At 49.0% G+C, this 25,664-nt stretch carries 29 protein-coding genes; 7 read left to right on the top strand and 22 right to left on the bottom strand.

Annotated elements, in window-relative coordinates; genetic code table 11:
* Positions 1–96: 96 nt before the first annotated feature.
* The 4 genes from ABWH99_RS01285 to ABWH99_RS01270 all read right to left on the bottom strand — a co-directional run bounded on the left by ABWH99_RS01285 (position 97) and on the right by ABWH99_RS01270 (position 3,892).
* Positions 97–306, bottom strand: coding sequence for a DUF2892 domain-containing protein (locus ABWH99_RS01285; protein WP_375584507.1), 210 nt, complete (start codon positions 304–306; stop codon positions 97–99).
* 271 nt (positions 307–577) lie between these two features.
* Positions 578–1,786, bottom strand: a complete 1,209-nt coding sequence (locus ABWH99_RS01280; RefSeq protein ID WP_375584506.1) for an alpha/beta fold hydrolase — start codon at positions 1,784–1,786, stop codon at positions 578–580.
* A gap of 521 nt (positions 1,787–2,307) precedes the next feature.
* Positions 2,308–2,871 carry a carboxymuconolactone decarboxylase family protein gene (locus ABWH99_RS01275; protein WP_375584505.1) on the bottom strand — a complete coding sequence of 188 codons (564 nt, stop codon included), beginning with the start codon at positions 2,869–2,871 and terminating at the stop codon, positions 2,308–2,310.
* 154 nt (positions 2,872–3,025) lie between these two features.
* Positions 3,026–3,892 carry an alpha/beta fold hydrolase gene (locus ABWH99_RS01270; RefSeq protein ID WP_375584504.1) on the bottom strand — a complete coding sequence of 289 codons (867 nt, stop codon included), beginning with the start codon at positions 3,890–3,892 and terminating at the stop codon, positions 3,026–3,028.
* Between the two features lie 257 nt (positions 3,893–4,149).
* Here ABWH99_RS01270 and ABWH99_RS01265 point away from each other — a divergent pair, with 257 nt between their 5' ends.
* From ABWH99_RS01265 to ABWH99_RS01255, 3 genes are all read left to right on the top strand, one after another.
* Positions 4,150–4,665, top strand: a complete 516-nt coding sequence (locus ABWH99_RS01265; protein ID WP_375584503.1) for a DinB family protein — start codon at positions 4,150–4,152, stop codon at positions 4,663–4,665.
* Positions 4,666–4,738: 73 nt separating this feature from the next.
* Positions 4,739–5,239, top strand: coding sequence for a rhodanese-like domain-containing protein (locus tag ABWH99_RS01260; RefSeq protein ID WP_375584502.1), 501 nt, complete (start codon positions 4,739–4,741; stop codon positions 5,237–5,239).
* A 194-nt stretch (positions 5,240–5,433) separates the two neighbouring features.
* Complete coding sequence (locus ABWH99_RS01255) at positions 5,434–6,189, top strand: DUF547 domain-containing protein (protein ID WP_375584501.1); 756 nt, start codon at positions 5,434–5,436, stop codon at positions 6,187–6,189.
* Positions 6,190–6,569: 380 nt separating this feature from the next.
* On the opposite strand, the gene ABWH99_RS01250 is transcribed toward ABWH99_RS01255, so the two are convergent.
* The 13 genes from ABWH99_RS01250 to ABWH99_RS01190 all read right to left on the bottom strand — a co-directional run bounded on the left by ABWH99_RS01250 (position 6,570) and on the right by ABWH99_RS01190 (position 15,002).
* Positions 6,570–7,427 carry a helix-turn-helix domain-containing protein gene (locus ABWH99_RS01250; protein ID WP_375584500.1) on the bottom strand — a complete coding sequence of 286 codons (858 nt, stop codon included), beginning with the start codon at positions 7,425–7,427 and terminating at the stop codon, positions 6,570–6,572.
* Between the two features lie 10 nt (positions 7,428–7,437).
* A complete protein-coding gene (locus ABWH99_RS01245) occupies positions 7,438–8,001 on the bottom strand; it encodes a hypothetical protein (protein WP_375584499.1) in 564 nt (187 codons plus the stop codon).
* 3 nt (positions 8,002–8,004) lie between these two features.
* Positions 8,005–8,520 (bottom strand): hypothetical protein, encoded by a 516-nt coding sequence (locus ABWH99_RS01240; RefSeq protein ID WP_375584498.1) that lies wholly within the window; start codon positions 8,518–8,520, stop codon positions 8,005–8,007.
* Positions 8,521–8,524: 4 nt separating this feature from the next.
* Complete coding sequence (locus ABWH99_RS01235; RefSeq protein ID WP_375584497.1) at positions 8,525–9,031, bottom strand: DUF4833 domain-containing protein; 507 nt, start codon at positions 9,029–9,031, stop codon at positions 8,525–8,527.
* 81 nt (positions 9,032–9,112) lie between these two features.
* Positions 9,113–10,138, bottom strand: coding sequence for a hypothetical protein (locus ABWH99_RS01230; protein ID WP_375584496.1), 1,026 nt, complete (start codon positions 10,136–10,138; stop codon positions 9,113–9,115).
* 66 nt (positions 10,139–10,204) lie between these two features.
* On the bottom strand, positions 10,205–11,248 hold the full coding sequence (locus ABWH99_RS01225; RefSeq protein ID WP_375584495.1) for a hypothetical protein: 1,044 nt from the start codon (positions 11,246–11,248) through the stop codon (positions 10,205–10,207).
* A 2-nt stretch (positions 11,249–11,250) separates the two neighbouring features.
* Positions 11,251–11,511, bottom strand: a complete 261-nt coding sequence (locus ABWH99_RS01220) for a hypothetical protein (protein ID WP_375584494.1) — start codon at positions 11,509–11,511, stop codon at positions 11,251–11,253.
* Between the two features lie 124 nt (positions 11,512–11,635).
* Positions 11,636–12,175, bottom strand: a complete 540-nt coding sequence (locus ABWH99_RS01215) for a YceI family protein (protein WP_375584493.1) — start codon at positions 12,173–12,175, stop codon at positions 11,636–11,638.
* 18 nt (positions 12,176–12,193) lie between these two features.
* Complete coding sequence (locus ABWH99_RS01210; RefSeq protein WP_375584492.1) at positions 12,194–12,904, bottom strand: hypothetical protein; 711 nt, start codon at positions 12,902–12,904, stop codon at positions 12,194–12,196.
* Positions 12,905–12,924: 20 nt separating this feature from the next.
* Positions 12,925–13,539: a peroxiredoxin-like family protein gene (locus ABWH99_RS01205; RefSeq protein WP_375584491.1), complete on the bottom strand. Its 615-nt coding sequence runs from the start codon at positions 13,537–13,539 to the stop codon at positions 12,925–12,927.
* Between the two features lie 3 nt (positions 13,540–13,542).
* Entirely contained in the window at positions 13,543–13,965 is a 423-nt protein-coding gene (locus ABWH99_RS01200; RefSeq protein WP_375584490.1) for a hypothetical protein, read from the bottom strand.
* Between the two features lie 169 nt (positions 13,966–14,134).
* Positions 14,135–14,407 (bottom strand): hypothetical protein, encoded by a 273-nt coding sequence (locus ABWH99_RS01195; RefSeq protein WP_375584489.1) that lies wholly within the window; start codon positions 14,405–14,407, stop codon positions 14,135–14,137.
* Between the two features lie 10 nt (positions 14,408–14,417).
* On the bottom strand, positions 14,418–15,002 hold the full coding sequence (locus tag ABWH99_RS01190; protein ID WP_375584488.1) for a sigma-70 family RNA polymerase sigma factor: 585 nt from the start codon (positions 15,000–15,002) through the stop codon (positions 14,418–14,420).
* A gap of 266 nt (positions 15,003–15,268) precedes the next feature.
* Here ABWH99_RS01190 and ABWH99_RS01185 point away from each other — a divergent pair, with 266 nt between their 5' ends.
* The gene (locus ABWH99_RS01185; protein ID WP_375584487.1) at positions 15,269–16,030 is read left to right on the top strand and encodes an SDR family NAD(P)-dependent oxidoreductase; all 762 of its coding nucleotides are present in this window, start codon (positions 15,269–15,271) and stop codon (positions 16,028–16,030) included.
* Here ABWH99_RS01185 and ABWH99_RS01180 read toward each other — a convergent pair.
* Together ABWH99_RS01180 and ABWH99_RS01175 are read right to left on the bottom strand one after the other, a co-directional pair.
* Positions 16,020–16,796, bottom strand: coding sequence for an alpha/beta fold hydrolase (locus ABWH99_RS01180; protein ID WP_375584486.1), 777 nt, complete (start codon positions 16,794–16,796; stop codon positions 16,020–16,022). The two genes, ABWH99_RS01185 and ABWH99_RS01180, sit on opposite strands and share 11 nt — an antisense overlap.
* A complete protein-coding gene (locus ABWH99_RS01175; RefSeq protein ID WP_375584485.1) occupies positions 16,789–17,937 on the bottom strand; it encodes a cellulase family glycosylhydrolase in 1,149 nt (382 codons plus the stop codon). The genes ABWH99_RS01180 and ABWH99_RS01175 overlap by 8 nt, the downstream gene beginning before the upstream one ends.
* Before the next feature lie 699 nt (positions 17,938–18,636).
* Between ABWH99_RS01175 and ABWH99_RS01170 the strand changes: the two genes are divergently transcribed.
* Positions 18,637–19,239 carry a Uma2 family endonuclease gene (locus tag ABWH99_RS01170; protein ID WP_375584484.1) on the top strand — a complete coding sequence of 201 codons (603 nt, stop codon included), beginning with the start codon at positions 18,637–18,639 and terminating at the stop codon, positions 19,237–19,239.
* Between the two features lie 377 nt (positions 19,240–19,616).
* On the opposite strand, the gene dxs is transcribed toward ABWH99_RS01170, so the two are convergent.
* Positions 19,617–21,542: a 1-deoxy-D-xylulose-5-phosphate synthase gene (gene dxs, locus ABWH99_RS01165; protein WP_375584483.1), complete on the bottom strand. Its 1,926-nt coding sequence runs from the start codon at positions 21,540–21,542 to the stop codon at positions 19,617–19,619.
* 184 nt (positions 21,543–21,726) lie between these two features.
* Between dxs and ABWH99_RS01160 the strand changes: the two genes are divergently transcribed.
* Positions 21,727–22,482, top strand: coding sequence for a segregation and condensation protein A (locus tag ABWH99_RS01160; protein WP_375584482.1), 756 nt, complete (start codon positions 21,727–21,729; stop codon positions 22,480–22,482).
* On the top strand, positions 22,479–23,531 hold the full coding sequence (locus ABWH99_RS01155) for a lysylphosphatidylglycerol synthase transmembrane domain-containing protein (RefSeq protein ID WP_375584481.1): 1,053 nt from the start codon (positions 22,479–22,481) through the stop codon (positions 23,529–23,531). The genes ABWH99_RS01160 and ABWH99_RS01155 overlap by 4 nt, the downstream gene beginning before the upstream one ends.
* A gap of 16 nt (positions 23,532–23,547) precedes the next feature.
* On the opposite strand, the gene ABWH99_RS01150 is transcribed toward ABWH99_RS01155, so the two are convergent.
* Entirely contained in the window at positions 23,548–24,921 is a 1,374-nt protein-coding gene (locus tag ABWH99_RS01150) for a glycoside hydrolase family 140 protein (RefSeq protein WP_375584480.1), read from the bottom strand.
* Positions 24,922–25,067: 146 nt separating this feature from the next.
* Positions 25,068–25,490, bottom strand: coding sequence for a nucleoside-diphosphate kinase (locus tag ABWH99_RS01145; protein ID WP_375584479.1), 423 nt, complete (start codon positions 25,488–25,490; stop codon positions 25,068–25,070).
* Between the last annotated feature and the right edge of the window lie 174 nt (positions 25,491–25,664).

The raw sequence follows: 25,664 nt of genomic DNA, 5'->3' as shown, positions 1-25,664 counted from the left end.
AAGCTGCCTTCCATCTGGAGGCAGCCTTTCTAGTTACCGAATGCCGTAGACACCCTTCTGGGCGAAGCAGTTCGGTCTTCATTGAAACAGGTTAATTTAATTTTCTTTGACCGCACAGGTTTTTATTCCAAAGAGGGTGTACAATGGACAAAAGCTGACCAGGCTGGTTAGCAGAAAGATGACGGCAACGGCAATAAATACAAGCCCCAGGGTGGCCGAAACCGCACCTGTGAAATACAGGTAGAGGGCGACGATGGCGATTAGCGTCCGCAATACCCGATCGATGGTTCCCATATTCTTTTTCATGGCACAAAGGATTTTTGGTTTTTAAAAGGTGTATACACTGCCACAAATGGTAGCAGTGCGTTGATTATCAGGTTTATGTTTCATTAAATGTAAGCATTTTTTCAGTTGGATGTGTGTGACAGCAGTCACTTTAAGCAATCAAATGCTGAAAATCGAGGGTAATCGTCATCCATGCTGCATGCAAGGCTGCTTTTTACTGGCAACCGGGCTGTATACCACGGGTGCCCTGCGTTTTGGACAATGCCGCTCGGAAAGGAGCATCTGGTTCCACTTATTTGTACCGGGTTTCGATGAGGATGTCATCTTCCAGGGTCCGGTGCACCGGGCATTTGTTGGCGATTTCCAGCAGGCGGTGTCGTTGCTCCTCGTCCAAATCCCCGCTAATGCGCAAATTTCGGGTAAAGCGACTAATTTTGGAGCTTTTGTCTTCCACACGATCGCCATCGTTTCGGTGCACTTTGTCGTGATCCAGGTAGACATTCACTTCCTCTAACGGCCATTTTTTCCGTTGGGCATACATCTGCAGGGTCATGGCGGTACAGGTGCCAAGGGCTGCCATGAGTAAATCGTAGGGTGTGGGGCCCAGATTATTGCCGCCGACCGATTCCGGCTCATCCGCCAACAGGTGATGGTAGGGGGTCTTTACCTCTGAGGTATACCCCTGCCCGGCTAGCCGAACGGCTACTTCGTGGCCCTTGGTATCGTTGGGCACCACCGGTGCCGGGATGTATTTTTTTGCCCAGGTGCTGATTATTTCACCCACGTACTCGCTATCAACGGTGTTGGATAGCAGGTGATCGGCACCGTCGAGTGAAACAAAACTCTTGGGATGGAACGCACGCTCGTAGAGCTGTGCCGCATGCTGTATGCCAACAACGCTGTCTTGGGGTGAGTGCAGGATCAATAGAGGTTTTTTGAGTTGTGCCAAAAATGTACCCAGGTCCTTCTTCTGAAGATCTTCCACAAAGGACTTATGGATCCGAAAGCCCCTGCCGCCAATATTCACCCGGGAAGCGCCCTGCTTTTCAATTGCCTCTAGCTGATCGTCAAAAAGGTGGGAAATGTGTTTGGGGTCAGCAGGACTTCCGATGGTGACCAATGCCTTGACCGTTGGTAAGGAGCCGGCAGCAAAAATGGCGGCCGCCCCACCAAAGGAGTGCCCGATCAACAGGGCCGGGGCCTGATAGCGCTCCTGCAAATAAGTCGAGGCATCAATCAGGTCACTGATGTTGGAGGAGAAATTGGTGTTTTCAAAGGTCCCCTCGCTGCTTCCAAGTCCAGTAAAATCCAGGCTCATGACGGCCACGCCCATTTGCGAAAGGGTGTTGCAGATGGTTTGTACCGCGTTCAGGTTCTTACTGCAGGTAAAGCAATGGGCAAACAGGGCAAAAAACCTGGGATGCCGATCCAGGGGATGGTAGATAAAGGCAGCGAGTTCGATTCCTTCGCTGTTTTTAAACCGTATACGTTCTTTTTTCATGCATCTATCGATTTACAGGATTAGAAAAAGGAAGTTTCGGATAAGTAAACGGATGCTTTCCGGAACTTCCATTGTTACATGCTTACATTCAGGTAAAGCTGAGGTTTTTTTCTTGTTTAGGAAACAAATTCTTGCGGATAATAAAAGCAAACGGGACCATAAGTACCCGAGGTGGTAAAACCGAAGCAATGGCCCTCATGCGTCCCGCATTGCTCCCCTCGGCGCCGGGTGCTGGAATTATGAAGAACCCAACCAGCGCTACGGATTTACCGCTGAGAAAGAGAACGTGCCTCAGCCAGGCAGAAGCCCCCAGATAGAGGGGGAGATAGCAGCGCGGGCAGTGCTCAGCACCAGCGCCGAAAGACACTGCGGATAGTAACCGGGCCTGTTTTTTTCAGGCAGGCGCGAATGCCCCAGCATTCGATAGCCAGGCGCAAACCGAATACATCAAACCATACCGTTCCGATACTTCCGGCAATGATTCTGCGGTTCCAGCGAACCGATTGCCCACCAAATCGAATTTATTGATGATGGTCTTCGACTTGGGCCAAGGAGGCTGCTTCGGGAAAATCCACGGGAACCTGGGTTACATTGTGTAGCATGTTGGTGATGGCTTTTTCGCCAATCGCCACGATGGTGTCCACCAGGTTTTCTTTGGTATACCCCGCATCAAAATAATTTTCCAGGACCGGATCATCGATTTTTCCAGCGTTTTCCATCACTGATTTGGCCAGTTTTGCCAAGGCATCGAATTTTGGGTTAAATGAGGCAGTCCCTTTTCGTAATTCCAGGATTTCCGCTTCTGAAAAACCATTCATTTTGCCGATGGTCGTATGGGCGGCCAGGCAATAGGTGCAGCCATTTATCTGGCTAACCACCAGGTTGACGACCTCTTTTTCCTTGTTATTCAGACTGGTTTTGCCATTGGCAAATGCCGTATACCTGCCCAGGGCACTGCCAGACAGCGCATAAGTGGCGTAAATATTGGGGATGAATCCCACACCGGCCTCGATTTTCTCCAAAATAGCCTTGTTTTCGGGGCTTACGGTTGATTTTGTGGGTACGTCAAATTTAATGGTACGCATAGCTTTTTGTTGTTTTGTTTTTTTGATGCTACAAAGTTGCCATGCCGGGAGCTGGGGAAAAATTGCAATACCGCCCTTTGGCTTGTCAATTATTCCCGAAAAGTGAAAAATCGGTTAGGAATGGGCAGGAAAATGGTAGAGGGAACGAAAATACTCAGTGAGTTTGGGTAGTATCTAGCGATGAAACGAAACGGATGATTTCGTCAATCATTGTTTCCCGTTCGGTAAATGGGATCAGGTGCCCTTTGTTTTCCAGGGTCTTTACCTCCAGCCATTTGGCGGGAATTTTTTCTTTGGAAAAAGACACGTTGTCGTAGGGAACCAGGCCGTCTGCGTCCCCGTGGATGTGCAGCACCGGTTTTTGAATTCGGTACCAATCGTTGATGAAGGTATTGAGTTCTTGTTCGTGGCTGTATTTTTCGTCAGCGGCTACCTGGAGTGATCGTGGGGCCATCCATCGGGTAGCCGGATACAGCGCCAGCTTACCAAACCAAAGGTATTTTTCTTGCGCTGGGTCGATGGCCGGTGCAATCATCACCGTACCGGTCAGCCAGTCGGGGTTTTGAATGGCGATGTACCCCGAAATGGTACCCCCGAAAGAATGTCCGATGGTAACCACATTGCTGGTAATTCCGGAGAGTTCCAAGATGCGTTGGATGGCCCGGTACTGTTTTGGAATGGGCTGATAGCTCCCGTATTCCGAGTACCCGTATCCCGGACGATCGACCGCGAGCAGGGAATAGGCTGCCCGCAAGCGCTCGCTTTTCAGGTAGGTTAAAAAAGCAGATGAGGAGCCCGGCGCCCCGTGGATAAACAACAATACTGGCGCCTCGGGATCTTCATGCTTGTACCAGAGCCAGCGAAGCGTATCCGAGGGGTCGTAACGAATTTGGTAGGGTACTCCTTCTTTTGCCATGGTTCGGTAGAGCGTTCGGTCGTTCTCCCGGAAGGAGAAGCAAGCAGTGCATAAGCCTAGCAACGCAAGGGTACAGCCTGCCAGGTAGATGCGTGGATACCTCATGTGCTTTTTCTATTTGGTAACGGTGTTTCGCCTGCTCTGGTTTTGCTTCCGGTTCGGATTTGCCTCGGTCTGGCCAGGACCGGTCCGTTGACAAAAGGGGTAAAGCAGGATGAGCGCATCACGGAGCTGCCCGGACAGGGGAATGACTCAAATTTATAGCCGTTTTGGAAGCAACCGCCCGTTTGATTCCACTTCCTTAGGCTTGGAAATTGTTTTTGTCTCGAAAGTTCGGTTTATTGCATGAAAACGGAGGAAACATGCTGGCTCGATGGATGGTTCTGTTACTGCTTATGACTGGAACAAATTTACCTGCACAAGAATATTTTAAAACGCAGTATGCCGGTGTCTGGCAACGGCACCTGGACTATTCGAAAGCCGTGGCGGAAGCCATGCCCGAAGCGAACTACGATTTCAGACCTGCGGAGGGAGCCATGTCGTTTCAAGAGCAATTCCTTCATATCGTAGACAATATTAGCATGCTCACTGCTCTCCTAACGGGGAGTCGTCAGGAGTTTTACCAGAAATCAGCGGCTACGGGTTTTAAAAAAGATGAGGTGCTTCGGGTGCTTTCGCATGCGAATGCTCACGTGCTGGATTTGATCCATCATGCCACCGATTCCTTGCTGAATGAAGAAATAACGTTTAGGGGCGTGCCGATGTCCAAACAGAATATTTTTTACTTATTGCGGGACCATCAGGCCCATCACCGGGCACAATGCCTGGTCTATCTCCGGATGAAAGGTGTGGCCGCCCCCGGCTACGTCGGCTGGTAAATCTTTCGGCGACCAAATGTACTTTCCGTAGCGATTTGGTGAATTTTCGGCAGAAAATAGGTGTTAATATCGCATGAACGGTTCCCTTTCCCGAATAATGGGTTTTCTTGCTTTGGTCTTCTTTGCAACTCCGGTTTTTTCACAGAGCCTTCCCTTTAGAACCTTGCTGAAGACCACGTACGACAAGGATTTCCCCCTGGTCTATCCCGAGCAAAAAGAGTTACTGGAGGAGGCGGTGCTATTGGATACCCGGGAACGGGAAGAATACTCCGTCAGCCACCTTCCTGGTGCCCAATGGGTTGGCTACGAAACCTTTACGATGGAATCGGTGACGGGAGTTTCCAAGGAGGATACCATCGTTGTTTATTGCTCCATTGGGGCGCGTAGTCAGGAAATTGGCAAAAAACTGAAAGCCGCCGGCTACGAGCGCGTGTACAACCTCTATGGCGGGATTTTTCATTGGGTCAACGAGGAGAATCCGGTAGTCGCGCCGGATTCCATTCCCACGGATCGGGTACATACCTACAATAAGGTCTGGGGCATCTGGCTAACGAAAGGGGAGAAGGTGTATTGAGGGAAAAAAACGTTGTGAAACAGGGCCCCGCTTTTCCAAGAATAAGCGGTCCTTTTCCGTGAACTACAAATGATAGCGAACAGGTCGATGCAGGCAAAAATCCAGTTCTTTCGCTTCAGCCAAACCGGATACCGGTTGGCGTTGTCGAAAAACGTGGAGCTTTGTCTAGCTAACCGACTATAAAATCTGCCGCAATGAAACTTCTCCTTGTTTATGTTCTTTTTCTAGTGAATGTTGCCTGTGGCAATTCCCAATTGGGTGGGGTACAAACACTTCCACCCTCCCATGACCTTTGGGACGACTTGTTGCGGAAGTGCGTAGACGAAGACGGGATCGTAAATTATCCCGGATTTATCGCCGATAGTGCCCAACTGAACGACTACCTGCAGCTACTGGCACAAAACCCACCCGATAGAGAGACCTGGTCCCAGGAAGAGCAACTTGCCTATTGGATCAATGCGTACAATGCCTTTACAGTCAAATTGATCATCGATCACTATCCGGTAAAGAGTATCCGGGACATCGGCCCCTCCTTGGAAATTCCCCTGGTCAACACGGTCTGGCACCTGGAGTTTTTTGAGATCGGTGGGAAGCCGGCCAGCCTGGATGAAATAGAGCACAAGATTTTGCGCAAGGAGTTTGCAGAGCCTCGGATTCACTTTGCGATTAACTGCGCCTCGGTATCCTGCCCCAAACTGCTCAACCGTGCCTTCACGGCAGAAAAGCTGGAGAACCAACTGGAGTACGTGGCCCGGGAGTTTATCAACGATCCCAGCCGTAACCAAATCGGCGTGCAACGGGCGGAGATTTCACCGATTTTTTCCTGGTTTAAGGAAGACTTCACCCGTACAGGCAGCCTGGCGGACTTTCTGAATCGGTACGCGCGTACTGAATTGAAACCCACTACCAAAATCCGCTTTGCCGACTACGATTGGCGCCTGAACGAATAGGGAATTCCTGGCAAGGAATTTTTTCGCATCCGGTAAAAACCGCAGCAGGTACACATCGAGTATCTTGGGATCGTTTGGAAGTTGATTTGCTTCCCCGACACCGAACCTCCCGGCCTGATCGTCCTTACAACCTCCTTTCATTCGGCAGTACATCGATTCGAAGTGCCTCTGGTACGTGTAGGTAGTGATCGCCGAAGGCTTCAACTCAATTTTCTGGCCGATCTCAGAAATAGGGTTCGTTTCAACTGCCGTGGCTTTTTTTAGCTACTTCCTGCTCAAAACCAGCGGAAATCCACTGGTTTTGAGCAGTGGCGGAGACAGAATCCCCACAGGGCCGAAGGCAAAGGCTATTTGTGTGGCGACCCGACCCGACCCCGTTTTTATCTACATGCATGGTTGGAAAACCGCTCCCGGAATTCCCGGGGAGGCAGCTGGGTTTGTTTTTTAAAAAAGCGGTTGAATTGCGAGGGGTCTTCGAACCCCAATTCCCAGCCAATCTCTTTGGATGACATTTCCGTGTACAAAAGGAGCCGCTTCGCTTCGAGCGCCATGCGATCGTGGATGATTTCCAAGGGGCTTTTATCCCCCTGCCGGGCGAAAATATTGGCAAGTGTTTTTGGGGAGCGGTGCATCAGGTCGGCATAATCGCTTACCCGATGGTAGGTTTTGAAATGCTCCTCAACCAAAACGTTGAAATGGCGGATCAATTCGAGTTCCTGTTCCGGGACCTTTCTTTGGATCAATTGCTTGCGCGCCAAGCGGGAAATCCGGATGATAAACCGCTTGAGAAGTAGGCGAAGCATCTCCTCCTGGTTTTGGTCACGGGTATCGAATTCTTCCTGCAGTACGCTTACCAGGGTGCGCAATCTACCGTTTTCTGCATCGTCCAGTTCGACCACCGGGGTATAGTTGGAACCAAAAAAGAGAAAGCCGTTGCAGGAAACCTCGGAATCGTGTGTGTGGATGCAATAAAAGCCCCGATTAAAGGCTAATAAAAGCACCTCCGGAACCGCTTGCTCCGGAAGCAGGGTAATTTTTTGAAGGTAGGTGCAACTCAATAAGTGATTGGCTTCGAGAACCAAAGGTTGCTCGTCTACCAGTAAGAGCAAAGGTGCTCCCCCATAATTCCAAATAAATTTCAGGTGGTTCTCGGTCTCTTTCAGGGTGTTCCTAAAATCGTTGCCGTCTGCCAGGTGAAAACTGCCTGCTACCGATGATATTTCAAATACCTTGCGCATGACGTACCAATCAAAAAGCCAATCCTACCGTCATCCCAATCCGGAAGTCGTTTTTATAATTTTCATTGAGTGCATGTACGGCTCCGGGAGGTTCGGTTGCTTCGGTGGATGCCAGAGGCAGTCCGTAGCCCAGAAATCCGGACAAAGCAAGCCGATTGTAGGTGTACCGATACCCTGCATTCAATCCCGAAAAGAAAACCCTGTACCGATGTTCCACGGGATTACTACTGTTTGTAGCTTCTTCTCCCCATCGGTATTTGGCATAGAAGCCAGCGAAAATGCCGCTTGCGAGACCGGCTTTGGCTGAGAAATAATACCGGTATTCCAGCGCAAGAGAATTGGCTTGTTGGTCTTTGTCTTCACTCAATGGGTTGAGACGGTGTTCCAGCCCCAGCCATATGCCTCGGTCCTTAAAACTGTGCTCATAGCCAAGCACGAGGTTTTCCGAGGGCAGTCCCAGGACGTTGATTTCAATGCGGTTGGTGTAGGGCTGTTTTTCTTGCGCAACTGCGTTAAATGAGAGGAAGCCGGTAGCGAAAAAAACCGGAATCAGAAAAATAGGGGACTGCCTCATAAGCTAGGTAGATTCCGTACTGCGTTGCCTGCGAAATTTAATGGTGGATGGGGCGATGCCAAAATGGGGGTCGATGAGATCGGATATTCCCTGCTCGAAAAGGCCGATCTTTATCAATGCCTGGTGGTGTATGCTGTGTTCCAGGCAATAGGCCAGCTCCCGCTGAAACGAGGAAGGAATGGTACAGGTTTTATCCGCGTTGACGGCATAGGCGGCTACCAAGGTAACCGCTCCGGTAATAGGTGCCGATTCCAGCCAATGCCCCACCTGACGAATCAGCGCGATGGCTGCCCGGGGGTCTTGCTCCAGTAGCAAGGTACGTTTTCGAAGATCGTAGTTTATTGCCCCACCTTCGCGGTATGCCTGTGACAAGCAGGTGTAAAATTCAAGTATATGGCGGATATGTTGGCCAATGGATGCGCCGGACAGGTAGTTCGAGGGGAATTGGTAGTGTTCCGAACTCATTTTCTCAAGGAGCGAGGCAATGCTGTCAAGGTTTTCCTTACATTCACGTTGCATGGGCTTAGGGGTTAAAGATTTCTTTGATCCGCGTATTTGCCAACTCTTGAAATCCCATCACGGCTACCTGGGTAATGTTCGGCTTCCAAAAGGAACCTCCGTCTATTTCCAGATAAATGTGTCTGATTTTCATCACCCGTTCGTTGATTTTGGCAAAAACGGCATAGTTCCCGAAAAGGTCTTTTTTGATAGTGAATATTTTTTTATCATAAGATACAAATTTGAAGGTTAATCGGTCTCCATCGTGGGATAGAATCCGAATGTCGTAGCCGAATTTTTTCTTGATCCAATTCACGGGTACCAGCTCCCCTGTCTTCTGGTTGTCCAACCATTTTAAGCTAACGGGATTCTCTTTTCGGAGCAAGCCGGCCTCATCCAGGTGAAGGAAATAGACGATTTGATCCTCGTTCAGACTGCGCTCGATCGTAAATAGGACCTGAGTATCTTGTGCCAAGACCTGATTCAGCATGAAAAAACCCAGGATGCATAAGCCATTACAAATGCCACTCATGAGGCTCTTGATTTTAATCTTTGCGAGAAGAGACGCGCCCGTCAGAAAATCCTGACAGAAAAAGTGAAAAAAAATTACGTGCTATTTTTTCCAGGCTTTAAAATGTGCCCAGGCTTCTCCCGCTTTGGCGGGTTTGAAGCCCAATTTGTTGTTCTGCAGACTGATGCGGTAGATAAGTTGCCAATGCCGCAGCAGCGTACGGATGCCGGTAAAAAAACGTGCATCGGGATCGTAAATGTGTGCCGGCTCTGCATTGACCCCGTTTACCTCAAGAATTTTGATACCCTCGGCGTTTTTGAATGCGGCTTCAGACGGGGCTTTCAAATCAAATCTCCCGTAGTAAAAATTCGGTAATTGATCGCTCAGCGCATCGAAGAAATTCTGTAATTCCGGGCAGATCAGCCGATTGCCATCCAGGAATTTTGTGCCGCGGTTGTGATTACCGATGGGTTCCAGGATTTTTTTGGTGCCGGCTGGTAGGATTTCCGAGGCATCGATGGCGGGGTTGTTCAGCAAAGCATCAGCTACCAGCCGTGCCCGGGGAAGGCGGTAAATAAGCTGTTTCAAAGAGGATAGGCCATCGCCGGTAACCGTCAAAAAGTCCTTTACGACAAGTGATGGAATTACTCCGGACGTCTTTTCGGGAAAGCGGTAGTAAAATACGCCAGCTTCAAACGTGCTCTCGATGTATTCCTGCACCAAAAAATCAACGGAGGATTTGAGCAAGTATGCCTCCAATTGGCTTTCATCCAATAACAGGACCACGCCTCTACCCCGTTCGCCCCGGTCGGGCTTGGCGATCAACGGAAATTCCAGTTTTTTTTCAGCTATGCGCGATCGGACCAAGGGCAAGGGACTGCCGGCAGGTACAAATAGGGTAATGGGTTTGAATGTATCGGGAAAATGATTGAGTTGTTTATACTTGCTGCAATTGTACAGCCCACCCATTTCCATTTCCGGATTGGTCATGGAAAAGAAAAAGAAACTTCGGGCTTTGATCGAGAGAAAGAGGTAGTAAAAAAACACCGGAAAATAAATCACCCAGGTGGGCCAGTATTCCCAGTGAAGTAATTTGGTGGTGAAGGTAGAGCGTTTGGTGCGGCCCATGGTTGACATTAGAAGGATTCTGCAAAATATATATAAAAACCGGTAGAATCGGGGGTGAAGCTGTAGTCAAACCGAACATTGGTTCGGTCTTTTTTGCTTACGCGTACCCGTAATCCGGCACCTGCTGCCGGGTGAACGTTTCGAAACAGGTCGGTTCGTAGGTCCGGATAGACCCTTCCCAGGGATCCAAAGAGCAACGAATCCAAAACGACCGACCAGCTGCTGCCGATATTCAGACTGCAAAATCATCAGGTGTTTGTCCCGGAATCGGCCCTGGTAATAGCCTCGATGTAGGAGAGGACCACCCAGAGTGGGCAGGGTCCGGTAGGGCACCGCCCCCAGGGAGAATTGAGCGACCCATTGGTTGGCCCAGGTAGACCGCTCTCCCAATTTCCAGTAATGGCGGATATCCAGGGAGGCAAGGCCAAAATAGATCGGATTTTCGTCGGCGCTGCCCAGCCCGAACAGGGGGGTAATTTCCAGATAACTTCCACTGGATGGGGAAAGAATATGGTCCCGTCGGTCCCACATAAAGGAAGGGCCCAGGCTGAGATAGGAATAACCTTTTTCTCCCGTTTCGGGTAGGATGTCGTCGAATAGGGCTTCGTTTTCGGGAATTTCCGGCACCAGCCACTGTCCCTGAAGCGCTATCCCCAGATAGGTATTGTTTTCCAGCTTACTGTAGCTTTTGCTGCTCAGTGTAAAGGCAGAAAATTCGTAGAGTGCGCGCTGGGCTTCCTTCGTATCGTTGCCCAGCCCGTAATAGTATTCGGGAAACCTCCGGTAGTCCAGGCTGCCGTTTAAAAAGAACCGGTCATCGGCTGTGTACACCTGCCAGGGAACGGTGAGGAGGTATTGCCGATTTTGGGTGTAGGTGGCAAAAAGTCGGACATTGGATTTCCGCTGACTACCTTTGGAATAATAGCTGTAAAAGGCAAAAGCTTCAAAGGCAATTCGGGTTTCCGGGGTATAATAGGCCAAGGGCAACGCTTTGAAAAGGGTACTGTCTTCCTCGTTCTCCTGAGCCAAAACAGGAAGCATGCTGCTTGCCAGAAGCAGGAGGCCGATGGCCAGGCAAGTCCGTTTCGCTATGGTACGGTGGGGGTGCAAGTTTAGGTGTAAATTTCCGTTTCGTAATGCGGGATTAAGGGGTATTCCAGGCCTGCTCCAGGGAAGGAATCAGCAACCGTGGATTTTGGGGCTGTTCCCTCGACAACCAACTGGCGAGGCATCCGTTCCAGAACAGCAAGAAGGTTGACAGCAGACCTGTGGCCGAACGGGGCCCGGAGTTCCCGACAGTGTTGCAGCAGCTCAGCAGTAACCCCCAGTGTATTTTCAAAGGGCGTTAACCGATTTTTCACTTCCGAACTCATGTGCCTTCGTTTTGGTAGGTTTTTTCCCCTGCAGCTCACCCAAGATGCCCGCCATCGGGCCGATGGCGGGCAAATGGGTTCCGGAAAGCGTACCAACGGAAAAGCTGTTTGCCGATAATTGGCTTTAGTTTTCAACAAATAGGTCCAGATAAACATCGTCGGACATCACCCAACTGCTGCCTCCCACGCCAAAGTCCCTTCGATCGAGTTCGCCCGAGATAGAGAATTGGGTTTTTTCGCCAACTTCCCTAATTGCTACGGCCAATTCGACGGGAAGGGTTTTTCCCTTGATGGTCAAATCGCCTTTCACCGTCAGGCGGTTGGGCTCCGGGGCGCTTACGCTGGTAGAGCGAAAAGAAATGGTCGGGTATTTTTCTGCATGAAAATATTCTTCCTGTCGCAAATGATTGTCACGCTTATTGATACCTGTATTAATGGAATTCACCTGAATGGTTGCCGTAAACTTGCTGTTCGCCGGTTGTGTTCTGTTGTAATCCACCGTGGTGGTGAAGGAGTCAAACTGGCCTTCTACCGTTAATCCCAGGTTTCGAATGGTAAATTTGATGTACGATTCTTCCTGGGTGCCTTCCCATGCGACAGGGTTCTCCAGCGGTTCCGGACTTGCTATCCAGAACCAAAGCAATACAACGAATGTGATTTTCATGGTAGTTACCGTTACGGTTTATTTTGTAAAAGGATTGTAGGAGATCGCCAGGAACACCATTACCGGTTTGGCTCGAAAGCGATCGTTTGCGTAGGTGAGCTCCTGAGCGGTGGTGTATTCCGAAAAGGTCATGTCCATTCCCCCCCTGAGCCAGGTTTTCTCAGAAAGTGCATAGGCGATGTAAAACTCCGATTTTAGCTGCCCCAGATCGTTGTCACCGACCAGGAGTAAGTTAAAGGAGGAGGGGCTGGATTCCAGCGTCTGGGGATATTGTCCGGTATTTTCGGAGGAGATAAAAGTCGCGTTTTCGCTGGCTCCAAAACCCAATCCGATCAGGTCGATGTTGAATCCCAGTTTGAATTTGGAATTGAATTGGTACTGCAAATTTACCAGAGCACTCAAGCCCATGGTATGGGGACTGTTTACCAGCAAGGTATCGATGGTAGCGTCCTCACCCGTGAGGTCCGCGGGTGCCGTGATGTAGTTCAGGTTGCTTCCCGTAAATCCAGAAAACCGAAGGCCGTATCCCAGCCTAAATTTATTCGAAGAAAACATCCCGTAGTCGGTATTCCAGGACAGTGCATAGGAGAAGCTGCTGCTTTCGCCCATGCCCAATGCCAGATCAATATTGGATGCTTTTTTGGGCAGGGAAGTCGTTTGAGCCTGCACACAGGTGACTGCAAGGAAAAACGCAGTGAGGAACAAGTAAAATTTCAATAGATTTTTCATGGTTGATTGTTGATTATTGGTTAGCGTCGTTGAAGTGCTTGAGCAATATCTTCTGCCGAGGCACGGTTTTTATAGTCCGGATCCAAATGCCTCCAGGTTATTTTTCCGGGAGCTTCGATGATGTAGGTGGCCGGGATGGGCAATTGTGTGGTTTCGTCGGCGATCGATTTATTTCCGGAGAAAAGCCCGGATTTTGTCTTCACCGGCTTTTCAGGCAAATAGGCCACATCAAACCTTCCGGCAATTCGATTTTCTTCGTCGTAAAGTAGGGTAAAACTGGCGCCGGTCTTTTTGATGGTTTTCTCCATTAGCTCGGGCTTTTCCGGGGACACCGCAACTACCCGGGCTCCTTCCCGATAAATCAGTTCCAGTCCGGCTTCCAGTTCGCTCAAATGCCGGTTACAAAACGGGCACCAGTTGCCCCGGTAGAAGAACAGCACCACCGGACCATCGGCCAAGGCCTCAAACAGGTCAAAGGCGTTTCCTTCCTGATCGTAGGCAATGAAATTCTGGATCGAGGCGCCAAGGGCTAGCCCTTTTGCCTCCTCGATGGATTTGAAATCTCCTTGGGCGCGAAGCGCAGAATAGCTGGTAGTCAGTACAAGCAGTACCATTAGAAGTGGAGAGATGCGCATGGTTTATTGATCAAAATTCATGGAATACCCTTCTTCAGCGAAATCAAATGCAATGGCTGGAAAGGCCCTTCCCCTCAATGCGGGTAGCATCATAGAAGTGCATAGGTCTCTCAGGATCCGCGTGCTAGCCAGTCGGGGCAATGCAGTAGTTGCTAATTTTTTCATGGTTTTCACAGGTTGATTCTCTCTATTCTCAGAATTGGGATGGTGGGTGCTTTTTCTATCCTTGCAGGTGGTGGTTCGTTGATGGCCGTAGGGAGGCATACCGTTTGCCTCTACGACGCCCAGGCTCATTGGGAGAAGGCCCGCGACGCGGGAACTTTGCTGGAAGCGCTTTAGGACAGCGCCGGGGAGTGCTGCTTTACGGCCGGAAAAGTCGTTCCGGTTTTCCTGATGTAGTGGGCGTGGGTAGGTACTCGGTTTCATGGCGAATTGGTTCATCTGCTCACCCTGAAACTGAGGAGGAATCGGACCATAGGTACCACGGAAAGCTTTGCCCGCGTACCTGTAAATCTTCCATCAGCCAGGATAAAAATTTGTTACCTGATTTTGCTGAAAGAGTAGTCGGAGAGAAAGGGATTTCCTGACAAAAAAATTATTTTTTCTTTATTTCTTCGATAATTTCTACTTTCTTCTGTTCGGACAAACGTTCTTCAGGCGTCCCTTCGGAGTGGATCCATTTGGACAGGGCTTTTTCAATGGTTTGGCTTTGGTGTTGGTATAGCTTACAGACCAGACACAGCTTTACATGCAGATAAAGTCTGCATTTCTCGTGAAAGGTAAGCGGGAAAACGGCCTTTTTTTCAATCAATGCCGTCGCCTCTTTACAGGAAAGAAGCATGAAAGTCATGATTTTTTCTAGACTCATAGTCGTGTGATCAATTTGCGCCAAACCAATTGACTTCCAGGCATTTTTTTAGGAGGAGTTTGGCCCTGTGTAACACCTGCCAGTAATTAGTCTTGCTAATTTCCAATTCCTGACATATCTCCAGGGTTTCTTTGTCGAAAATATACTTGGAGATGACGGCAAGGCGCCACCTGGGGGGCAGATCTTCCATGCACACCTTCATCACGTCGTTAAACGCGGGGTCATCCAGCAGATGGGTTTCATTGGACCAGGCGTCCTCCAGTCCATTGGCTTTCCAGTTGCCGTTGTCGTTGAAAAAGCTATCTGTAAATTGGGAGGCCTGATCGTCCAGGTGTAGGGTCTTTTTGGCTGCCTTCCGGTAATGGTCGATGATTTTGTTGTTTAGAATCTTGATTAGCCAGGTTTTTGGACTACTTTTCTCCAGAAATCCGTCAAAATTCTTGATGGCGGCCAGAAAAACTTCCTGCACCAGATCTTCCGCTACTTCCCGGTTACCGGTTTTATGAAAGGCCCAACTAAATAGGTAGTCGCCGTGGTCTTTTACCCACTCACTGACGGTTGCTTGCCTGGATGCCTGTTTGGATTCGTTTTTCATGAACACTCCTGGAGTGAATGGATTGGTTAACAAGGGCTTAAATAAAAATAAAAATTTCCACTTATCAATTTTTTTTACCAGTTAATTCATCTTTTTTGCCGAATAAATACAGATCCATCGTACACGAACTTGCAGGAAATGTCGGAAAAATGAGACCGAGGCTTGCAAAACCAAGATGTATTAAAAATCGAGAAAAAAATGTGCAGCTTCCGCACATTTGGCAGTACTTTCTTATTTTAGCCTCAGGATAACCGAAAAGTAGGTAGATGGATACGAACAAACGATACGCCGATCAGGTAGCCGTGATCACCGGCGCGGCGGATGGCATTGGCAAGGCAATTGCCCAGCGGATGGCTGCTGAAGGGGCCAGTCTGGCCTTATGGGATCTAAAAGAAGCGCAATTAAAGGCCCTGGAAGCCGAATGGCAGGCAAAAGGAATACAGGTGATCACCCGTGTGGTGAATATTTCCGAAGAAGAGGAAGTAAAAAATGCCTTTCAGGAAACCATGGACGCCTATGGACGGCTCGACATTTTGGTGAATTCTGCCGGGATCGTCGGTCCCACGCAGACAAAAATTACCGATTACCCGACCGAAGCCTTCGATGAAATCTATCGGGTCAACCTGCGGGGCTCTTTCTTAACGAGTAAGTATGCGCTAAAATGGATGGAACCCTCCGGAAAGGGGCGGTTACTTCTGGTTGCTTCCATTGCCGGCAAAGAAGGAAACCCGAACATGGTGGGCTACTCGGCTACCAAGGCAGGAGTTATCGGATTGGTGAAGGGGCTGGGTAAAGAATACGCCACTACGGGAATCACCATAAATGGACTGGCACCTGCCGTGATACGGACGCCTATGAATGCCGACACGGCTCCGGCACAACTGGAGTACATGGCTTCCAAAATCCCCATGCAGCGTCTGGGTACGGTAGAGGAGGCCGCTGCTCTTGCATGCTGGATTTGTTCTGGAGAGGCGAGCTTTACCACGGGTTTTATTTATGATTTATCCGGTGGAAGGGCTACTTATTGAGGGACGAGGACTGTAGGAAATTCAAGATGATGGCCTGGCTTTCGCTCTTTCTTTCAAACATGCCCATGTGGCCGCAATTTGCAAGGACATGGAAGTCCGTAACGCCGGATTTATGTTCCAGGCTGGCTGTGAGTGGAACCGCCGGATCCTGATCCCCACAGATCATCAATTTCGGACCAGAAAAATTTTTCAATGTTTCCAGGTGCTCGCTTCGGTCACGCATGGCCCGGGTGTAGCCGATTAGACTTTCTTTGGGATGCTGCAGCCCCCTTGCAACCAAGTTTTCGATGACTTGCCCACAGGCTTCACGGTTTTCTGCCGCAAACAGGGGAGGCACAAAGGAACGGATAAATGGCGCTACGCCATGCTTCTCCAGAAAAGCGACCGTTTGATTTCGGGTTTCTTTTTTTGATGGCGTATCGGCAAAGGCCGTGGAATGAAACAAGCCAATGGCTGATAAAGATGGGTTTGACAATCCAGCCATTTCCAAAACCAGGTAGCCTCCCAGGGAATGACCCAGCAGGCAAGCATTTAGAATGCCTTGCTTCACTAACCATTGCCCCAGGATTTGGGCTACAGATGGGATGGTAAAACCTTCCTCGGGTGCCTTACTTTCTCCAAAGCCGGGTAGATCCGGACACCAGACTTCATAGCTGTCTGCCAGGGGCCTGGCAAAGTCGGTCCACATTTCTTTGGTTTCACCAAAACCGGGCAGCAATACCAGCGGTGTTCCATTTCCCGATTTCCAATAGGCGATGTCAGGCATATTTCATCAAAAGGTCTAAAAGTTTGCGATCCAGTTTTTCACCGTACCAGTCTTCATAGTCCACATCCTCCCTGCCGGAGTTTAATACCCCAAAAGTACCTGAAAACTCCCAGAGACCAAAACCTATCCCATGGGCATGCTGTATGTCCAGGATGTCTTCAAACCAGGACAAAAAAACAGGGTGCGGCGTTTTGTTGTAACAGCCCAATTCTCCGCAATGTACGCCCACCCCTTTTTCCATCAAGGATATCCAGGGGGCATAGTGTTTTTCCAGATCCTCCCGGCTGTAGTATTTTTCATTGTGCATGCCGGGCCAAATCGGCTCTTTGAGGTTTTCCGGATCTTTGTACACCCAAGAGGCCTTGTGATGGGAAATGTGCATGGGGAAATAACCCCGGCAACTTTGGTGCAGGTCCAGGTCCGCCAATTCGGGTACCGCCATGCCGCCGCCCCCATTACCGTCCGCAATGACGAGTCGGTTTTTTTTGACCGATTTGATGGTATTCAGGGCTGCCTGGGCCACTTTCCGGTATTCTTCTACCGGTACCGGCCCTCCGGGAGAGTGCTGATCATTGGGATTTTCCCGTTTAAAGGGCTCATTGACCAGATCGAAACTCAATTTTTTGGAAGAGATATTTTTGTAGCGTTTTGCCCACATTTCCCAATGGGCGCAGAAGGCATCTAATGCCTCCTGATCTTCCCATAGATTGTAAGGTTCCTGAAAGCCGGCATTGATGCAGAAGCCCGGTGCCCGGTGCAGGTTCAGGCTGACATGCAGCTTTTGTTGGTGACACTTATCGATCAGCGTATCAATTTCTTCCAGTCTTCTTTCGTCAAATTGCATCACCTCTTCGGGAGTGATGGGCTTGCTGCGGTCAAAATCCAGGTAACTGGGATAGGATATGGGAATGCGGACAAAGTCAAAACCCCAGTCGGCCATCCACTCAAAATATACGTCCTTGCTCTTCCTTCCCTTTTCCGGATCCGGATTAAAAAAATCCAGCAAATTAAATCCCCGCCAACGCGGCAATTTGTTTTTGGCTGCTGCGAAGCTGCTTTGCTGAAGGGAGAGTCCGATCCCTGCGGTGAGGAGCGCGGACTTTTTGAGAAAATCTCTTCTGGAATTGGAATGGAACGACATGGGCTTAACAGGTTATTTGGTTCGTATCTGGCATTGAATTACCAAGAGCCAAAATAAAAAATAAATACCAATAAACCAGTGATCCTTTTTAATGGACATCCAATCTTCATGAATTTCCAGGACGCAAAAGAATTAACCACATAGCCCACATAGGACACATGGTTTTTTTCAGCAAAATCTGGAATTTGTTAAGGGGTCATCATTCTGAAGGAAGTTCCCTATGTGAACTATTGTGACGATGTGGTTAAAAAAAATGCCAAGGAGATAAGATACCTCGAAAGGATATCCATTATTCGTAAATTTCGAGCACCCGAACTGGGTGAGTTTGCAACTACATCCCAGGTGTCTGATTGGGTACGGAAACGAGGCATTTGTAGTGCCGGAAACAAAAACAAGCCTAAAAAAATCGGTTTTAAAAATGCACCCGATTAGCCATTACAAAGGGCTTGTTGGCGGGTCTTTTCTGTTTTGACTCCGAAAATAGTTGAGTGATTAGCATACTTCACCCAGTACGGGTAAGTTATTGGGTTTGGAAAACCTGGATTACGGAAGTGTTAAATAAGAGTCATTTGCGAAAAAATCCCCGTTTGGAAGGGGGAATTGTGTACGTTCGACTCGGTAGTTATCAAGAGTTTGCAATTTTGGCGCCTTTGCCCAAATCTTGTTATCTTTAGTAAACATTTTCAGTTTGCGCAAAATATGGAAAAGCCCCAAGATAAAGTGAACGAGCCGTTTTCCGCCTATGGACGCTATTCCTATGCGGATTACCTTTCCTGGCAGCTGGAGGAAATGGTGGAGCTGATCCGGGGAAAAGTATTCCGGCAGGCGGCCGCAGCTCCTCGTAGAATCCATCAGGGGCTTACGGTAGCCTTGGTTACTAGATTTCACGAGTTTTTAAAGGGAGGAAGCTGTAAGGTGTATACCGCCCCTTTTGATGTGCGCCTTCCGGTTGCTTCCAGAAAGCATGCAGACATCGATACCGTGGTACAACCGGACCTCTGTGTGGTATGCGACCCGGAGAAGTTGGACGAGCTGGGCTGCGTAGGTGCTCCGGACCTAATTGTGGAGATCTTGTCTCCGGGGAATAATCAGAAAGAGCTGCAATTAAAGTATGATGTGTACGAAGCCTCTGGTGTAAAGGAATACTGGGTCATTCATCCCGACGAGCGTACCTTACTGATCTATACCCTGGAAGGTGGAAAATACCGACCCTCCCGGTTATTTACGTTGGGAGACGAAGTCAAGTCTCAGGTTCTTTCAGGTTTTGTCATGGATCTGGATGAAGTGTTTGGGGAGGTGTAAACTTAGGCTTTCAGCGATGCGTCTTTGATTTTTAATAGCCTGAGTTCGACTATAAAACTTTACGAATTATAGAGCCTATACTTTCATAAAATTGGTATTTATATGATGAAGAAAACCTAATTATCATGACTCATCCTGGAATTGGACGTTCATAAAAAAATCCCCCTAACCCCCTTATTTAGGGGGATTTAGTGCAGTCTGGTTTTTTTTATTTACTGTACAATAAACCTAATCCAGAATCGAATTCAGGTTAATAGCCTTGAAAAATAATCACAACCATGATATTATCATCACAGCCTATAGAACAGACATAGGGTAGACTATCAATAACCTCTTTTCAGTATAGCTTCCCGTTTTCAGGAAAACTTTTCAGCGTGTTAAAACTTCAAATTTTCAGAAACGGTGGTTCCGAGCATTTCTTTTGCAGCGGACACAATCCCTTCCGGATCGAATCCGCACTCCCGGTGTAATTCTATCTGTTCGCCGTGCTCGATAACTTCATCGGGTATTCCCAGTCTTTTAACCCTGGATTGGTAATTGTGATCTACCATCCATTCCAGAATGGCGCTGCCAAAACCTCCCATCAGACAACCATCCTCGATGGTAATGACCTTATCAAATTTTGTAAAAACCTCGTGCAGCATGGATTCGTCCAAAGGTTTGACAAATCGCATGTCGTAATGGGCCATGTCGATGCCGTTTTTTTGGAGTTTTTCTGCCGCTTCCACTGCATAGTTCCCCACATGACCAATACTCAAAATGGCCAGGTCTTTTCCTTCTCTCACGATTCTACCTTGACCGGTAGGAATTTTCCGAAGGGCTTGCTTCCAATCGGGCATCACGCCCTGTCCCCGGGGATAGCGAATGGAGTAAGGGCCGTTGTGCTCGGAGGCCGAAAACATGAGGTTTCGTAGCTCCTCTTCGTTCATGGGCGCACTGACCACCAGATTGGGCAGACACCTGAAAAAAGCCAAATCGTAGGCACCGTGGTGGGTGGGGCCGTCCGCCCCGGCAAAACCGGCACGATCCAGACAAAAAACCACCGGAAGATCCTGCAGGCATACATCGTGGATCACCTGATCGTAGGCCCGTTGCATGAACGTGCTGTAGATGTTACAAAAAGGCGTCAACCCCTGCGTTGCCAGGCCGGCAGAAAAAGTGACCGCGTGTTGTTCGGCAATGCCCACGTCAAACGACCTGTCCGGATACGCTTTCATCATGAAGTTCATGGAAGAACCGGAAGGCATGGCCGGGGTAACGCCTACAATTTTTTCGTTTTCTCCAGCGAGTTCTACCAGGGTATGTCCAAATACGTCCTGGTATTTTGGGGCTTGGGGACTGGTGGGTATTTTTTTGGCAATTTCTCCGGTGATTTTATCAAATTTTCCGGGTGCGTGCCATTTGGTCTGGTCTTTTTCAGCCGGAGCAAAGCCCTTCCCTTTCACCGTGATGCAATGCAGGATTTTTGGTCCGGGAATGTCTTTCAGGTCGTTTAAAACTTCTACCAGGTGGTTGACATCGTGTCCATCCACAGGTCCGAAATAACGAAGGTTCAGGGATTCAAACAGATTACTTTGTTTGAGTAGCGTGGATTTGATGGCGCCTTCCACTTTGGAAACCACCTCCTGCGCACTAAATCCAAATTTGCTGATTTTCCCGAGCAGGCTCCAGACTTCGTCCCGGACTTTGTTGTAGGTGTGAGAGGTGGTGATATCGGTTAAGTAGTCCTTCAATGCCCCTACGTTGGGGTCGATGGACATGCAATTGTCGTTCAGAATGATCAATAGGTTGGTATCCGATACGCCGGCGTGATTCATGGCTTCAAAGGCCATTCCACCGGTCATGGCACCGTCTCCAATAACGGCTACATGTTGTCTTTTATCGGCTCCTTTGTACTTGGAGGCCATGGCCATCCCCAGGGCGGCTGAGATGGAAGTACTGGAGTGCCCCACGCCGAAGGCATCGTAAGGGCTTTCTTTTCGTTTCGGGAACCCGGACAGGCCTTTGTACAGGCGATTGGTATGAAACGCTTCTCTCCTACCGGTAAGGATTTTATGTCCATAAGCCTGATGGCCCACATCCCAGATCAGCTGATCGTCAGGTGTATTCAGCACGTAATGCAGCGCAACCGTCAATTCAACCACACCTAAACCCGCGCCAAAATGCCCTCCAAAAACGGAGACGTGGTCAATGATGAATTGCCTCAATTCATCACAGATCTGAACCAATTGGTCTTTACTGAAGTTTTTTAGGTCGTCCGGAGTATGGATTTCCCTGAGTAATATTCCAGGTTCTACTTGCATATGCCGTTTCTCTTTTCAAAAATTTATAACCCTGGGGGCAGTAGAATGTTTAATCAAGTACCGCCATTTGTTTAAACCCCAGAGGCCTGAGGGAAATTGTTCAGATGCCTATTGATTTAAAAAGATATATGATATCTTTGATCACAATAAGAAATACAATAATAACAAAAAATAATCGTATCCGGTGAGTTTTGAAATCAAATTACCTTTATTCGAGGGACCATTTGACCTGATGCTCTTTTTCATTGAAAGAGACGAACTGGATATTTACGACATTCCCATTTCCAAGATTACCCGCGATTTCCTGGATTACATCCACCAATTGGAAAAAATGGAGATTGAGGTGGCCAGCGAATTTATTCTCTTTGCCGCAACCCTAATGAAGATCAAGTCAAAAATGCTCCTTCCCCGCCCGGAGCTGAATGCCGAAGGTGAGGAAATCGACCCCCGTGAAGAACTGATCCGCCACTTGCTGGAGTACAAGAAATACAAATCGGTGATCGGAGAGCTTGCAGCCATGGAAGGGGAGCGGATGAGCAAATTTTCCAGAGGAAACGTGCTCGCCGAGTTAAAGCAACTCACTCCGAGCGATCAGGTCGATGCAGAGTTGCAGGATTTGGATCTGTATCGGCTGTTGACGGTTTATCAAAAGGTATTGACCAAATATGCGCACCGCAGCGATGAAACCAAGCACACGGTCATACAATATCCGTATACGATCGAACAGCAAAAAACGCTGGTGTTGGATCGACTAAACGAGAAGCCACGCATACCTTTTTCTGATTTTATCCTACTGAAACCGGATAAGATCTTTGTTATTTATACCTTTTTGGCCATTTTGGAATTGCTTCAGCTGGCACTGGTCACCATCAAACTCGGGGAGGGATTTAACAATTTTTGGGTGGAGAAACTGGATGCGATACCTGTAGAAAACTTATGAAATTAGACAATAGGGAAATTTTTAAAACCTTAAATCCAAATAAGGTTTGGGTTCCTGTATTGATCGGGATCGGCATCGTGTTCTTCATGTTTTACATGGACCCAACTGTCAATGCCCAAACCCTGAGAGGGGTGTTTGATGCGTCCGCCTGGTCCTTGCTGTTGGCCTTGTTTTTTATTTTTATGCGGGACGCAGGTTATGTGTTTCGGATTCGCGAAATCACCAACCAACACCTGACCTGGGGACGAGCGATCTACGTAATTATCCTTTGGGAATTTGCCTCCGCTGTCACGCCTTCCATTGTAGGGGGAACGGCAGTGGCCGTGTTTATTCTGCACAAGGAAGGAATTCCCCTGGGCAAAGCCCTGGCATTTACCATGCTGACGGCCATAATGGACAATCTGTTTTTTGTCCTGGGAGCACCCGTGATCCTGTACATGGCCCAGGGCTATATTTTTCCGGAAAGCCGGGTATTGGAAATGCGGCTTGGAAACAGCCTCGAATACCTTTTTTGGGTAAGCTATTCCCTGTATACCTTGTACTCCATGCTCATGGCGCTGGCCTTGTTTTATCGGCCCCGGGTTTTTAAGTGGATTTTGTTGAAACTGTTCTCAATCAAATGGCTAAAAAAATGGAAATATCAGGCCAATAATTACGGGGACCAGATCATCGAGGCCAGCAAAGAATTTAAGGGAAAGAATCTGAAATATTGGTTAGTCATTGTCTTCTCGACCATCTTTATCTGGTCTTCCCGGTATTTCATGTTGAACGCACTGATTTCTGCTTACGAAAGCCTGTCCTTGTTTGAGCACGTAGTGGTATTTGCCCGGCAGATCATCATGTGGATTGTGATGATGATCAGTCCCACTCCCGGAAGTAGCGGCACGGCGGAATTCTTCTTTGCCCAGTTTTTCAATGAATTTCTGACCGGATACACCTTTGTGACCAGTATTTTGTGGCGGATGTTTTCCTATTATCCGTACCTGCTACTGGGAGCCGTATTCCTTCCGCGCTGGATTCGGCAAGTGTTTTTTAGTAAGAAGAAATAAGGCAACTGCGAGTTCGTTAGCGCGAGGGTCTGGCATCCAAAATCAATACCCAGTCTTGCCCGGCACTTGGGGGATGAATCCGGCAATCGGGACCGCTGCTGATGTGTCCGGCCGCGATTTGGTATCCGGTTCTGGGATCGTACCAGGTAGCCTTCAGGGTTTTCGATTGCAAGGAGCGGGTATCGACGCCAATGACTTTGCCCGTAGGAAAATAGACCATGGCATAGCTGCCTTCCCGGTCTCGGGTAGCGACGACATGGTGTTCGTCGTCCTCTTGCGGGTCCACGATCATCTCCTGTGCCGGGATACGGCTCAAAAACGGCCGGCTGAGCATCAGGTTTTTCAGGTGCTTGACCTGATGGGCCATGGGTAGGTCAAGGGCTTCTTTCCAGGGGCGCAAGGGGCCGTTGATCCCTTCCCGATCCGGCGTATACATCTGCCAGACGGCATGGCAGCCATAGCTTTGCCCAAAAGCCCCGGCAAATACGTTCCAGTACATGATTCGGCGAATGTCCTCCGGCACGCTGTAGCCCAGCTCTTTGGCATTGAAGCAGTTGGGGTGGTCTTCGTAGAGCGGTTCGGCATCCAGCGTAGGTTTGACAGGCTGCAATTGATAGTCGTGGCGGATTTTTTGGTAAGTGGGTTGATTCGCACAATGCCCCGTCTGGTGCATGTTGAAGTCGAGCCATTCGTCCCGATGAAACCAATTGCTGGAGCCGCCCGGGGCAGCGGGCTGCGGGTGAAAGCTCATGAGCGCGCGTTTTTCGTTCCCCATTCCCTCCACTAGTCCCTGCGCCATGGACCTCCAGATGGCCTCATCCGAGCTGCCTTTCCGGGGATTTCGGTCCCCTCCCAGTACCCAAACAATGTTCGATTGGTCCCGGTAGCGCTTTCCCAGCCAGGTTCCAAAGGAACGGGCGTTTTCGATGGTAAAAACTTCGGGCCCCTTGCCCCAGGAATGGGTGAATACCTTATCGCCCCAGGTAGGGAGCATGGCAACATAAATTCCCTGCGCGGCGGCCATTTTAATGACGGTGTCCACGTGCGAGAAATAGGCTGGATTGGGCTGGTTGGGATCATTACCGATCAATGGTGTTTCCCCGTAGGGATTTGGGCTGTTCAGGCCGTCAATTTCAGCGAGGGCCACCGCTTGTACTACGTTAAACCCTTGTTCAGCTCGCTTTTTCAAATAGAAAGCAGCCTCTTCCCGGTCGCAGCGGTGAAAGAGTTCCCAGGCCGTGTCCGCCATCCAAAAAAAAGGATCCCCGTTTTCGGTTACCAAAAAACGCTGGTTTTCGGCTACCTGCAATCGAGGTAAGGTCTGCTGTCCAACGATACGACACAATGGGAGCAAAGCCAGAAGAAGTGCTAGAAATGATTTGGTTTTCATGGAGAATGCAGGATTAATGCCTGCACGCAAGATAGAAAAAAACGAAAACAGCGCGAAGAAAACCCGGCAGCCGGCCGGTAAATGTTAAAAAATCCTAAAATTTCTCCCTTCCTTTCGAGGGGCTTGAGAAAGGAAGGGAGCTGGATTTATCCTATTTGGTCGAAAGCACTGAAGAAAAAGTTGCTTTCAATGAGGGCATTCTCATCGGAATCGGACCCGTGGATCGCATTGGCTTCCAGAGAGGTGGCGAAGCGCTTCCGGATGGTGCCTTCGGCGGCATTTTCCGGATTGGTGGCTCCTATCAAACTTCTGAAATCGGCTACGGCATTGCTTTTTTCCAGGATAGCCGCGACAATAGGTCCCGAAGACATGTACTGGCATAAATCGGCATAGAAGGGTCGTTCTTTGTGTACCTGATAAAACTGGCCGGCAAGCTCGGGGCTAAGCCGGGTGGCTTTCAGGGCGATGATCCGGAAGCCCGCGGATTCAATCATTTCTAAAATTGCCCCGGTATTTCCTGCACCGAACGCATCCGGCTTGATCATGGTAAAGGTTCTGTTGGTCGCCATAAATGAATTGCTATTGGTTGATTTGGCCGTAAAATTACTTCTTTTCCTGGAAAGACCGAAGGAAAGGTTCCATTTCCGCAGAAACGGCCTGAGCTCAGGGAAAATGCCATTGGGAATTTCAGAAAATTATGCAGAACTTTGTCGTCCGTGTTTTTTAAAAAATACGGCAGTCAA

Source organism: Cyclobacterium xiamenense, from assembly GCF_042140265.1.
In the GTDB taxonomy this organism is placed as follows: Bacteria; Bacteroidota; Bacteroidia; order Cytophagales; family Cyclobacteriaceae; genus Cyclobacterium; species Cyclobacterium xiamenense_A.
This window is presented reverse-complemented; position numbering and strand designations above follow the sequence as displayed.

Bases quoted from the DNA above. Each gene is read 5' to 3' on its own strand.
- ABWH99_RS01285 (WP_375584507.1), bottom strand. From the start codon at position 306: ATGAAAAAGAATATGGGAACCATCGATCGGGTATTGCGGACGCTAATC.
- ABWH99_RS01280 (WP_375584506.1), bottom strand. From the start codon at position 1,786: ATGAAAAAAGAACGTATACGGTTTAAAAACAGCGAAGGAATCGAACTC.
- ABWH99_RS01275 (WP_375584505.1), bottom strand. From the start codon at position 2,871: ATGCGTACCATTAAATTTGACGTACCCACAAAATCAACCGTAAGCCCC.
- ABWH99_RS01270 (WP_375584504.1), bottom strand. From the start codon at position 3,892: ATGAGGTATCCACGCATCTACCTGGCAGGCTGTACCCTTGCGTTGCTA.
- ABWH99_RS01265 (WP_375584503.1), top strand. From the start codon at position 4,150: ATGCTGGCTCGATGGATGGTTCTGTTACTGCTTATGACTGGAACAAAT.
- ABWH99_RS01260 (WP_375584502.1), top strand. From the start codon at position 4,739: ATGAACGGTTCCCTTTCCCGAATAATGGGTTTTCTTGCTTTGGTCTTC.
- ABWH99_RS01255 (WP_375584501.1), top strand. From the start codon at position 5,434: ATGAAACTTCTCCTTGTTTATGTTCTTTTTCTAGTGAATGTTGCCTGT.
- ABWH99_RS01250 (WP_375584500.1), bottom strand. From the start codon at position 7,427: ATGCGCAAGGTATTTGAAATATCATCGGTAGCAGGCAGTTTTCACCTG.
- ABWH99_RS01245 (WP_375584499.1), bottom strand. From the start codon at position 8,001: ATGAGGCAGTCCCCTATTTTTCTGATTCCGGTTTTTTTCGCTACCGGC.
- ABWH99_RS01240 (WP_375584498.1), bottom strand. From the start codon at position 8,520: ATGCAACGTGAATGTAAGGAAAACCTTGACAGCATTGCCTCGCTCCTT.
- ABWH99_RS01235 (WP_375584497.1), bottom strand. From the start codon at position 9,031: ATGAGTGGCATTTGTAATGGCTTATGCATCCTGGGTTTTTTCATGCTG.
- ABWH99_RS01230 (WP_375584496.1), bottom strand. From the start codon at position 10,138: ATGGGCCGCACCAAACGCTCTACCTTCACCACCAAATTACTTCACTGG.
- ABWH99_RS01220 (WP_375584494.1), bottom strand. From the start codon at position 11,511: ATGAGTTCGGAAGTGAAAAATCGGTTAACGCCCTTTGAAAATACACTG.
- ABWH99_RS01215 (WP_375584493.1), bottom strand. From the start codon at position 12,175: ATGAAAATCACATTCGTTGTATTGCTTTGGTTCTGGATAGCAAGTCCG.
- ABWH99_RS01210 (WP_375584492.1), bottom strand. From the start codon at position 12,904: ATGAAAAATCTATTGAAATTTTACTTGTTCCTCACTGCGTTTTTCCTT.
- ABWH99_RS01205 (WP_375584491.1), bottom strand. From the start codon at position 13,539: ATGCGCATCTCTCCACTTCTAATGGTACTGCTTGTACTGACTACCAGC.
- ABWH99_RS01200 (WP_375584490.1), bottom strand. From the start codon at position 13,965: ATGAAACCGAGTACCTACCCACGCCCACTACATCAGGAAAACCGGAAC.
- ABWH99_RS01195 (WP_375584489.1), bottom strand. From the start codon at position 14,407: ATGAGTCTAGAAAAAATCATGACTTTCATGCTTCTTTCCTGTAAAGAG.
- ABWH99_RS01190 (WP_375584488.1), bottom strand. From the start codon at position 15,002: ATGAAAAACGAATCCAAACAGGCATCCAGGCAAGCAACCGTCAGTGAG.
- ABWH99_RS01185 (WP_375584487.1), top strand. From the start codon at position 15,269: ATGGATACGAACAAACGATACGCCGATCAGGTAGCCGTGATCACCGGC.
- ABWH99_RS01180 (WP_375584486.1), bottom strand. From the start codon at position 16,796: ATGCCTGACATCGCCTATTGGAAATCGGGAAATGGAACACCGCTGGTA.
- ABWH99_RS01175 (WP_375584485.1), bottom strand. From the start codon at position 17,937: ATGTCGTTCCATTCCAATTCCAGAAGAGATTTTCTCAAAAAGTCCGCG.
- ABWH99_RS01170 (WP_375584484.1), top strand. From the start codon at position 18,637: ATGGAAAAGCCCCAAGATAAAGTGAACGAGCCGTTTTCCGCCTATGGA.
- dxs (WP_375584483.1), bottom strand. From the start codon at position 21,542: ATGCAAGTAGAACCTGGAATATTACTCAGGGAAATCCATACTCCGGAC.
- ABWH99_RS01155 (WP_375584481.1), top strand. From the start codon at position 22,479: ATGAAATTAGACAATAGGGAAATTTTTAAAACCTTAAATCCAAATAAG.
- ABWH99_RS01150 (WP_375584480.1), bottom strand. From the start codon at position 24,921: ATGAAAACCAAATCATTTCTAGCACTTCTTCTGGCTTTGCTCCCATTG.
- ABWH99_RS01145 (WP_375584479.1), bottom strand. From the start codon at position 25,490: ATGGCGACCAACAGAACCTTTACCATGATCAAGCCGGATGCGTTCGGT.